Genomic DNA, 9834 nt, shown 5'->3' on the forward strand with positions numbered 1-9834 from the left:
GGGCAAGTTGTCGTCCCTTCTCCCTCTGCAAAAATTCACAGGTTCTCCCCCCGAAGTTCGGGGGGAGTTAGAGGGGGGTTGGTTGATTTTTTGAATTTCTGCCGGCTACGCCGCCAGTCAACCCCCGCCTAACCGCCCCCATCTTTGGGGGCGGAACTTAAACAAGCCCTCACCCCAACCCTCTCCCAGTGGGGAGAGGGAGTTTTATCCGGCTCACCAGGAGGTTCGCCCTCCCCATGACCAATGAAGCAAGGGGGGCTAAAAACCGAGCGGCGAGCCAGACGATACAAGCGTCATCACGGCATTTTACGAACTTCGCCGGGCGTTTGCGGCTGACCGCTTTCGGCGCTGGCGACTGCGGCGAAGCATAGCGCCAGGCTGGGCAGATTATGCGACGCGGCGTGTTCGGGTTCGCGGCCTTCTTCGATGGCGCATAACAATTCGCCCATGGTTCCATGAAATCCATTGCTGAACCAGTTGCCTTCGAGCGCAGGCGACGAGACGCCGCTGTCTAAATGCAGCGTCACTGTTTGTTGGAGTAAGTCCGGCCCGACGCTCATGGCGCTGCCTTTGGTTCCCATGACGTAGCTGCGGTCTTCGAGGCCGGTCTGCACGTCGCCGTTGAGCGAAATCGTCCCGAGGCCGCCGTCGAACTCAATCGCGGCATGGGCCAGCATGGGCGGCGCCGGTTTTTGGGTCGGCGTTTTTGCAATCGAGGCGAAGACCCGCGTCGCGGTTTTGCCTTCCATAAAACAGCACATCATATCAAACCAGTGGATGGCGAAATCATAGAGAACGAGATGCTTGATCTCATTAAAGGGCGTTTCGGCGGTCCAACTGTGGTCGAATCCCATCGAAAAATGAACGCTGGTCACGTCGCCGAGCAGGCCCTGTTCAAGTGCGCGGCGCATGTAACAGAAATGCGGCGACCAGCGTCCGTTTTGGTTGACCGCGAATTTGACGCCCGCCTCACGCGCAGCGGCGACCAGCCGTTCGCCGTCGTCTAAATTTTCGACGAACGGCTTCTGGCTGAGAATGTGCTTCTTCGCCGAAATGGCTTCGTGCAAAATCGCGACCCGCTCGCTGGGATGCGTCGCGGCGTCGATCACTTCAATGTCGTCGCGTTCGAGAATGCGGCGGTAATCGGTGACGACCTCCGCCTTGGGAAAAAACTCTTCGCGGCGTTTTTGGGCGCGATCTTCAATTTCATCGCACAACGCCAACACGCGATAGCCCGCTTTTTGATATTCGCGCAAATGGTATTCCGAGATGCCGCCGCAGCCGATCAGGCCAATGCCCGGGTTGTATTCTTTCGGGTCACGCGGCAGGTAGGGCAGTTCGGGCGCGGCAACCATGTTTTCCAGCGAGCGTTTGCCCACGCCGTATTGTTCGTCATTCATAGGATTTTTCCTTCGTTGCCAAAATGGCTATCGCCGAATTTTCACGGTGCGTTTATCGAGTGCGCTGACCACGGCGGCGTCGACGATCTGCTGGCCGACGCGGCTCATCTCAACGCTGAGCGGGCCTTCGATGGGTTTGTTTTTCTCCAGGCAATCAATCACGTATTGCACGGGGTTTTGATTGGGCGGCAGTAATGGATCAACCGGAACCTCTTCGCCTTCAGGGCGCTCATGTGTTTGCAGGCGAACGCCCGGTTCAAAATCATACGAACTGACCGTGCCCTGGTCGCCGACGATGACGAATCCGCATTTGGGTTGCGGTTGCAGCGTCCACGGGTCGGAAAACGTCCCCCAGCGCGTCTCAAATTTTGACAGCCCGCAGTCATAACGCGCCACGGTGACGCTGTGTTCGTCAACCTCAAGCCCTTGGGGGCGGTCGACGGTCGCGGTGATTTCGATGGGGACTTTGCCATTGTGATACCACGTGCCCAAGGTCACGCCGTAGCCCAGGTAGTCGAGCAGCGAGCCGCCGCCGAATTCCTTTTTATAAAACCAACTATCGGGCTTCTCGCGCGCGACGGTCTCGGCGTTGATCTCTTCTTTGTCGGCGGTGTGCCACAAGGGGCCGCGGTTGCCGTCGTAATAATGCACTTCAATCACGTCGCCGATGCGGCCTTCGTCAATCAGGCGCTTGGCGGTTCGATGGGGCGGATACCACGCCAGCGGCCAGTTGATCGCCAGTTGTTTGCCGGATTCTTTCATCGCGGCGATCATGCGGTCGGTTTCTTCGAGCGAGGCAGCGAAGGGTTTCTCCATTAATATATGTACGCCAAAGGGCGCGACTTTTTGGGTCCAGTCGCCGTGGGTCGCGGTGGAGGGACAGAGCAATACTAAATCAGGTTTGGTTTTTTCTAAGCATTCGCGGTAATCAGTGAACTGGTTTTTTTCAGGGACCGAAAATTTTTGCGCGGCGTCTTGCATTCGCTCTGGTGTCTCGTCGCAGACGCCGACAATTTCACAGTCGGGGTGCTCAAAGGCCATGCGCAAATTATCGCCCATGTGCATGTGATCGAAGTTAATGCCTGCGATTTTCCATTTCGCCATGATGCGCCTCCCAAATACGCGTTACGTGAAAGCATTATGATAATAACAAAAAATATCTCAAATTGCTGCCATAGAGTAAGGCATGGGCACAACACTCTCGCTTCAGTGCGGGCTTTCTGGCCCGTTTGCAAAGGCGCTCCCAGAGTTACACCCATGCCTGACCAAACCCCTCGACTAAAGATTCACAAGTTCTCCCCCAGAAGTTCGGGGGGAGTTAGAGGGGGGTTGGTTGATTTTTTGATTTGCTGCTGGCTGCGCCGCCAGTCAACCCCCGCCTAACCGCCCCCAATCTTTGGGGGCGGAACTATAACGGATCATCACCCGTTACCGCATCCGTGTCATTGCAAGGAAGCGATCACGACCGAAGCAACCTGTGATTATCAAACTAAAGTCCTCGCCTAAAGGCGAGGGTTTTTCTCCCAGAAACTGACAATAAGTGCGTCCGTTTTGGATATGCCTTGTATTCAATCCAATTCACGGCTGCTCCAGCGCTCGCCGTTTTGCATTCGTTTATACGGCTGGCCGATGCGCTCGGCTTCGGCGATGAACGCGTCCGGCGTTACGGAGTTGAACTCAAACAGATCGAAATGACACGGGACCACCAAGCGGGCGCCGATGTCCTGGCCTAGTTGCGCGGCTTCTTTTCCGGTCAGGTTGCCGGGGACGCGGCGTTCGGGATTGCGTCCGTTGATGGGCAATAGCGCGATGTCGATGTTGTAGGGGCGCAACTGTTCCGCCATGCCGTCATAGCGCACGGTGTCGCCGGAGTGATAGACCGTCCAGGGGCCGAACTGCACAATGAAACCCATGTGATGACAGCGCCCCAAATCATCGCATTCGAGTTTTTCATGGGCGGCGGGGACCCCGGTCACGCTGAATGGATCCACCACGCTGCGTCCGCCGCATTCAAAGCCGACCAGCCAGTCCGGTTTGCATTGCAAGCGTTCGGCGGCGAAGGTGATATTGGCTAAAGGCAATACCAGTTTCAATTCCGGGTTGGCTTGCTTGAGCGGCAGCAGGGTTTCGGCGTCAAGGTGGTCGGTGTGGTTATGCGTCGAAGTAACGATATCAATAAAATCGAGCCGCTCTGGCGCGATGACGCGCCCGGTCATGCGGACATGGGGCTTGTCGGTGTCTTCATACTTTTGGGTCAATGACTCAGAGAGATAGGGGTCGAACAAACAGTGGCGCCCCTGCCATTGCACCAAAAAACCGCTCTGCCCCAGCCACCAGAGATGCAGATCATCGGCCTCGGCGCGGGCGGCGTTTACGTCGGTTAAAAAGGCGTCGTCTTGCAGGACGGGTTTCATCACAGTCCCAGTTCCTTTCGTACGGCGTGGACGCCTTCGACCATATTGTTGAGTTTCTGCTTCGCCGCCCAGCGCGCGGTTTGGCTCAGCCCGCAGTCGGGCGCGAACGACAGGTGTTCAGGCGGCGCGAAGTTCAAACACTGCTTGACGCGCTCAATGATGTCATTGACTGTTTCGATGTAGTAACTCTTCACGTCGATGATTCCAACCGCGATGTCGAATTTTTCCGCAACGGCTTGAATGACGCCTAACTCGGCAAACTCGCGGTTGGCCATTTCAAAATGAATTTCATCGACGGTCAATCCCATAAACGCGGGGAACATGGGCGCGTATTTACGGTAGCCCACCGCATGGCCTTTGAAGTTGCCGAAACACAGATGGGTCGAGAGGTTGCACTTGCCGACCACAGGTTCCACCGTGCGGTTAAAAATGTCAACGAAACGCGCGGGGTCTTCTTTGTAGGCGTAACAGCTCATCGAGGGTTCATCGACGGTCAGCTCGGTGCAGCCCGCTTCGAGCAGCGCCTGCAACTCATCGCGCACCATCGGCAGCAGCGCCTCAGTGACGGCGTAACGGTCTTTGTATTGTTGGTTGGGAACCAGGCGCCCGCTGAGCGTAAACGGCCCCGGCACACTGGCTTTCAGCGTCGGGCCTTTGGGCGCGAGGCGCTTGAGGCGCTTGAATTCTTCGACCGCGCCCAGGCCGCGCGGGGCCGAGAGTTCGCCGGTGATTTCATGTTTGCCGCGTTGGTCGTGGGCGGGCGGCCCAAACAGGCGCGGCGAAGCGGCTTCGAGTTCGATGCCGTCGATGTAGCCGTAAAACGAGAGATTAAAATCGAAGCGGGTCTGTTCGCCGTCAGTAATCACGTCCAGCCCTGACGCAACCTGGTCATGTATCGTAGCGACCACGGCGTCGTCTTGCATCTCTTTGATATCGTTCGCGCCAAATTCACCCAGATGCTGCGAGGCGAATTCTAACCAGGCGGGAAAGGGGTAACTGCCGATCACCGTCGTACGCAACGGGCGTTCTTTCATTGCAGGTTCTCCATTCAAACAATCATGATTACGGACAGCGGGCAAGTGTGAAAAATCCAGGAAGAAAATCGAATCCGCATGAAGGGGCATTATAAACGGGCGGGGAGAATCCGGCTACAGATGGAACCATGCGGCATTTTCGTTTGGATAGACGAGAGGAGGGCGAACCCTGTCTGCGGCAGGCGAGATTGCTTCGCTGCGCTCGCAATGACACCGGGTTTTAGCGTGAGTAATCAATACACGATTATCGTACTGCTCATCAAGACGGGATGGGGCGGCTTTCGACCTGGGGGCGCCCGTATTCATTGCGGGTGATGACGGAGTCCATCGGGTCGGCGAGGGTCTGGGGATAGTCGAGCGTGTAATGCAGCCCGCGGCTCTCTTTGCGCTGCCAGGCGCAGTGAATAATCAAGTCGGCGGTCTGCACCAGATTGCGCAGTTCCAACACCTGGCGGTTGATGTGGCCTGATTCAAAGTAACCGTCGATTTCTTCTTTCAACACTTTGATGCGCTTGTGGGCGAGATGTAGGCGCTCGTCTGAACGCACGATGCCGACGTAGTCCCACATCAGTTTGCTGAGAGTCTGGCGGCAGTTCACAAACAAGACGCTTTCGATGCCTTCCGTCGGTTTGGGTTTGTTCCATTCGAGCGGCAACTGTTTGGGCGGCGCTTGCAGCAGCGATTTTTCTTGGATCTCGCGCATGGTGCGGCGGCTGAAGATGAGCGCTTCGAGAATCGAATTGCTGGCGAGCCGATTGGCGCCGTGGACGCCGGTGCAGGCGGTTTCGCCGATGACGTAGAAGCCGGTGATGTCGGTCGCTCCGTTGAGGTCGGACAACACGCCTCCGCACATGTAGTGCGCGGCGGGAATCACCGGGATGAAATCGGAGGGCAGTTTCACGCCCTGTTTTTCGCAATAATCGGTGATGTTGGGAAAGCGCGATTTAAAAAAGCCATATTCAAGGTGGCTGACGTCAAGATAACAGCAAGGGTCGCCGCTCTTTTTGGTTTCGGCGTCGATGGCGCGCGCCACGATGTCGCGGGGGGCGAGGTCTTTGAGCGGATGGTAGCGTTCCATAAAGGCGTCGCCATCAGCCTTGCGTAGAATGGCGCCTTCGCCGCGCACCGCTTCGGAGATTAAAAACGGCGCGGCGTTATCGCCGGGGGTGTAGAACGCCGTCGGGTGAAACTGAATGAACTCCATGTTGGCGATGGGCGCGCCCGCGCGAAAACCCATCGCGACGCCGTCTCCGGTGGCGATGGAGGGGTTGGTGCTGTGTTGGTAGACCAGCCCGCAGCCGCCGGAGCACATAATGGTTACGCTGGCGAGAAAAGGGACCGCCGTTTCGTTGACTTCGTCCCACACCCAGGCGCCCCAACAGCGGCCCTCGTCGTCTAAAATCAAATCGACGGCGAAATAATATTGATGGATGGTTACGTTGTCTAACGCGCGTACTTGACTGAGCAGGGCGCGTTCGACTTCGCGTCCGGTCAGGTCTTTGGCGTGGACGATGCGGCGGTAGGAGTGTCCGCCTTCGCGGCCTAGTTCTAACTCGCCGTCGCCGCCCCGGGTGAATTCAACGCCGCAATTGATGAGGCCTTCGATGGCTTCGGGGCCGTGGGTGACGATGAGCTCGACCGCGTCGCGGTGGCACAGCCCGGCGCCCGCGTCGAGGGTGTCGCGAATATGCGAATCAAATGAATCGTGGCTATCGAGGACGGAGGCGATGCCCCCTTGGGCGTAATTGGTGTTCGACTCGAAATCGTCTTTTTTGGTCACCAGATGGACGCGGCCCAGACGGGCGGCGTTGAGGGCGGTATGCAGCCCGGCTACGCCCGATCCAATCACGAGGATATCGCTGATTTGTGCATTCATGTTGTTATTTGCCGCCGCCGGCTACGCACTTAGATAGTCTTCTTCGGTACGGTTCTCGACGCGGACCAAATGGTTTTTTTCGTCCACATAAACAATGCGATGCGAATAAGCGTCTAGTTCATCCTCATCATATTGCGCATACGAGAGAACGAGAATGATATCGTCATCGTCAAACAAACGCGCGGCGGCCCCTTTGACCGAAACCACGCCGGAGCCTTTTTTTGCAGGGAACACATAGGTCACAATGCGTTCTCCGTTACTCACGTTTAACACATGAACCTGTTCGCCGCAAGCCAAGTCGGCGGCTTCCATCAATTCTTCGTCTAACGCCAGGCTGCCGGCGTAATGCAGCTCTTTGCCGGTGACGCGGGCTTCGTGAATTTTTGACTTCAATAATATGCGTTGCATGTCGCTTGCTCACTCAAACGAACGGTTGTCGATCAACCGGGTTGGGCCGAGAAAAACCGCTCCAATATGTAAATGGCCTTTTTGTATCTGTTTCACTGACTGAAATGTATTCTCATCGACTGCGCCCAGGTAGTCCAGCCGAACGCCTTCGATTTGATTGATTGATTGGGTTGCCTCTTCAAGGATTTTTTGCGCATTTCGTTCGCCGGATTGAAAGCGCGCGACGCCTTGTTGCAGCGCCTGGGTCAAGATCAACGCCTGCGCCCGTTGCTCGTCGCTCAAGTAGGCGTTGCGCGACGACATCGCCAGCCCGTCCGGTTCGCGCACCGTGGGCAGGCCGATGATCTCAATCGGGAAAGCGAAATCGGTTGACATACGCCGGATGACCGCCAACTGTTGCGCGTCTTTGCGGCCAAAATAGGCGCGGTCGGGCTGAGTGAGATTGAATAAGATCGACACGACAGTACACACCCCGCGAAAATGGCCGGGGCGCGATGCGCCGCACCAGCCCTCAGACGGCGCGGGCGGTTCGACGTAGGTCGAGAAGCCTTCGGGGTAGATTTCCGCCGGACTTGGCAAAAACACCGCGTCGGTTCCTTCGCGGCGCAGCATATCGAAGTCGCGTTCTTCGTCGCGGGGATAGCGCTCGAGGTCTTCTCCTGCGACGAACTGAGTGGGGTTCACAAAAATGGTGGCGATGGCGCGGTCGTTGTTTTGTCGCGCAGCGCGTACCAGGGTGAGGTGGCCTTCGTGTAGATAGCCCATGGTGGGCGCAAGGCCAATCGACAAGCCCTCGCGTTTCCATGCGCGGATGGTTTGGCGTAATTCAGAAATAGTACGAATGATTAACAATTGCTTGCTCCCAATCTCCATCCCCCAATGGAGACGCTACGAACGGCCTTGCGGCGAGACGAACGGATCGTGGTCCATCTGGGCGCGTTCGTCTTCGTCCATTGGATAACTTTCATCCAGCGAAGGGAACGTACCGTCTTTGACGGCGCGGTCGAATTCTTTAAACGCCTGCGTCGCTTCGTCGCCCATTTGCGCAAAGCGGCGGACGAAATGCGGCTGAAAGGCGGTGAACAGCCCCAGCAGGTCAGCGAACACCAACACCTGACCGTCGCAATGCGGCCCGGCGCCGATGCCGATGGTGGGGACGGTGAGCGTATCGGTAATGCGTTGCGCGACCGGCCAAGGCACGGCCTCGATCACGATGGAGAACGCGCCCGCGTCTTGTAGCGCACAAGCGTCTTCAACCAGTTGGGCGGCGCTATGGGCGGTTTTGCCGTGTACCTTGTGGGTCCCCAATTGTTTGATCGACTGCGGCCCCAGGCCGACATGGCCCATCACCGGGACGCCCGCTTCGACCAGCCGTTTGACGGTCTGCGCCTGGCTGCGTCCGCCTTCGAGTTTGACGGCGTCGGCGCCGCCTTCCTGCAATAGGCGCGCGGCGTTTTTCATCGCCTCTTCAACGGAAATCTGATAAGTCAAAAACGGCAGGTCGGCGATAATCATCGCGTGTTGTACGCCGCGTTTGACCGCGCGGGTGTGATAGACCACGTCGTCGAGCGTGACCGGGATGGTGGAGTCTTGTCCCTGGACGATCATGCCTAGCGAGTCGCCAACCAGAATGGCGTCGACGCCTGCTTTGTCCATCAATTGGGAGAAGGTGTAGTCATAGGCGGTCAACACCGAGATTTTTTCGTCACGGCGCTTCATACGCTGAAAATCGGGAACCGTCATGCGTTTGGTTTTCATCATGGCTTTCTCACGCAGGAAATTCACTCACTGTATTATATCCGCGTTATTGCAATATGCTTTGGGGGTCTTGGGTTTGAGACTCAAACCACGCTTGTTCGCGCTCGAGAATTTCAGCGAACGAATCGAAGGCAACGTGTTCGACGCCGTGTTTGACGCAGTGATCGAGCAGCCCGAGTTTGGCGTAGACCACTTCACATTTGGGCGCGGCGCAGGCGTCTGAGATGCCGTCGCCGACATAGACGCGGCGTTTGCCTTCGGCTTTTTCGATATGTTGGCATTTACAGTTTGCCATATCGCGCTCGCAGGTCGCGCGGCTCCAAGGGAAGGCGACATCCACCCGGTCGCCCTTCCAGACCATTTTGTTGCTGAATGATGGGATCCAGTCGAGGTTTGCCTCTTTGAGCATTAAATCAATGTAATAATCATAACCGTCAGAGACGATTGACATGGGCAGGTTGTTTTCGCGCGTCCAGTCGGCGAAGGCCGGAAAGGCGGGGTCGATGCCGATATCGAGAATTTCCCGCCGGGCGATTTCTTCGGGCATGACCAGTTCCTGCGCGACGCGCTGGTTGCACTGCCGCGAGGTCAGTTCGCCATTGATGTATTTACTGACCAGGTCCTCCCAGACATGAGAGGCGTAGGTTTTTACGATGTAGTCCCAGACATCCTGGCGGGAGATGGTGTGGTCGAAATCGACGAAGTAAACTGTTTGCATGGTCGTCCTAACGCGCTGACAGGTTGAGAATCAACAGTTTACACGCGGCGAATCTAAAACCTAACCGACAGCATATATTTAAAGAGGTTCTTCCGGTATTTGATTGCTTTATCACAAATTGAATTGCGTTTTTTGACGCTTTTTCGTGAATTCTTGATCTTTCGCTGTATCAGGCATGGGTACAACTCTGCTCGCTTCAGTGCGGGCTTTCAAGCCCTTATGCACA

Annotated in this window: 9 protein-coding genes; all 9 read right to left on the bottom strand. The window is 56.6% G+C overall.

What is annotated here, in order from left to right; genetic code table 11:
* Positions 1–296: 296 nt before the first annotated feature.
* The 9 genes from P9L94_06630 to P9L94_06670 all read right to left on the bottom strand — a co-directional run bounded on the left by P9L94_06630 (position 297) and on the right by P9L94_06670 (position 9608).
* Entirely contained in the window at positions 297–1400 is a 1104-nt protein-coding gene (locus tag P9L94_06630) for a Gfo/Idh/MocA family oxidoreductase (GenBank protein MDP8243739.1), read from the bottom strand.
* A 27-nt stretch (positions 1401–1427) separates the two neighbouring features.
* Positions 1428–2504, bottom strand: a complete 1077-nt coding sequence (locus P9L94_06635) for a Gfo/Idh/MocA family oxidoreductase (GenBank protein ID MDP8243740.1) — start codon at positions 2502–2504, stop codon at positions 1428–1430.
* Between the two features lie 464 nt (positions 2505–2968).
* Positions 2969–3814: an MBL fold metallo-hydrolase gene (locus tag P9L94_06640; protein ID MDP8243741.1), complete on the bottom strand. Its 846-nt coding sequence runs from the start codon at positions 3812–3814 to the stop codon at positions 2969–2971.
* Positions 3814–4848: a hypothetical protein gene (locus tag P9L94_06645; GenBank protein MDP8243742.1), complete on the bottom strand. Its 1035-nt coding sequence runs from the start codon at positions 4846–4848 to the stop codon at positions 3814–3816. Before P9L94_06645 ends, P9L94_06640 begins: the two co-directional genes overlap by 1 nt.
* 259 nt (positions 4849–5107) lie before the next feature.
* On the bottom strand, positions 5108–6724 hold the full coding sequence (gene nadB, locus P9L94_06650) for an L-aspartate oxidase (GenBank protein ID MDP8243743.1): 1617 nt from the start codon (positions 6722–6724) through the stop codon (positions 5108–5110).
* 21 nt (positions 6725–6745) lie between these two features.
* On the bottom strand, positions 6746–7132 hold the full coding sequence (locus P9L94_06655) for an aspartate 1-decarboxylase (GenBank protein ID MDP8243744.1): 387 nt from the start codon (positions 7130–7132) through the stop codon (positions 6746–6748).
* A gap of 9 nt (positions 7133–7141) precedes the next feature.
* Positions 7142–7984 carry a pantoate--beta-alanine ligase gene (gene panC / locus P9L94_06660; protein ID MDP8243745.1) on the bottom strand — a complete coding sequence of 281 codons (843 nt, stop codon included), beginning with the start codon at positions 7982–7984 and terminating at the stop codon, positions 7142–7144.
* A gap of 36 nt (positions 7985–8020) precedes the next feature.
* Positions 8021–8893, bottom strand: a complete 873-nt coding sequence (panB, locus tag P9L94_06665; GenBank protein MDP8243746.1) for a 3-methyl-2-oxobutanoate hydroxymethyltransferase — start codon at positions 8891–8893, stop codon at positions 8021–8023.
* Between the two features lie 43 nt (positions 8894–8936).
* Positions 8937–9608, bottom strand: coding sequence for an MtnX-like HAD-IB family phosphatase (locus P9L94_06670; GenBank protein MDP8243747.1), 672 nt, complete (start codon positions 9606–9608; stop codon positions 8937–8939).
* Positions 9609–9834 lie beyond the last annotated feature (226 nt).

Origin of the sequence: Candidatus Hinthialibacter antarcticus (assembly GCA_030765645.1) — a bacterium.
Classification (GTDB): Bacteria; Hinthialibacterota; Hinthialibacteria; order Hinthialibacterales; family Hinthialibacteraceae; genus Hinthialibacter; species Hinthialibacter antarcticus.

Excerpts from the sequence above, each read along its gene's own strand:
- P9L94_06630 (MDP8243739.1), bottom strand. The coding sequence starts at position 1,400 with ATGAATGACGAACAATACGGCGTGGGCAAACGCTCGCTGGAAAACATG.
- P9L94_06635 (MDP8243740.1), bottom strand. The coding sequence starts at position 2,504 with ATGGCGAAATGGAAAATCGCAGGCATTAACTTCGATCACATGCACATG.
- P9L94_06640 (MDP8243741.1), bottom strand. The coding sequence starts at position 3,814 with ATGAAACCCGTCCTGCAAGACGACGCCTTTTTAACCGACGTAAACGCC.
- P9L94_06645 (MDP8243742.1), bottom strand. The coding sequence starts at position 4,848 with ATGAAAGAACGCCCGTTGCGTACGACGGTGATCGGCAGTTACCCCTTT.
- nadB (MDP8243743.1), bottom strand. The coding sequence starts at position 6,724 with ATGAATGCACAAATCAGCGATATCCTCGTGATTGGATCGGGCGTAGCC.
- P9L94_06655 (MDP8243744.1), bottom strand. The coding sequence starts at position 7,132 with ATGCAACGCATATTATTGAAGTCAAAAATTCACGAAGCCCGCGTCACC.
- panB (MDP8243746.1), bottom strand. The coding sequence starts at position 8,893 with ATGATGAAAACCAAACGCATGACGGTTCCCGATTTTCAGCGTATGAAG.
- P9L94_06670 (MDP8243747.1), bottom strand. The coding sequence starts at position 9,608 with ATGCAAACAGTTTACTTCGTCGATTTCGACCACACCATCTCCCGCCAG.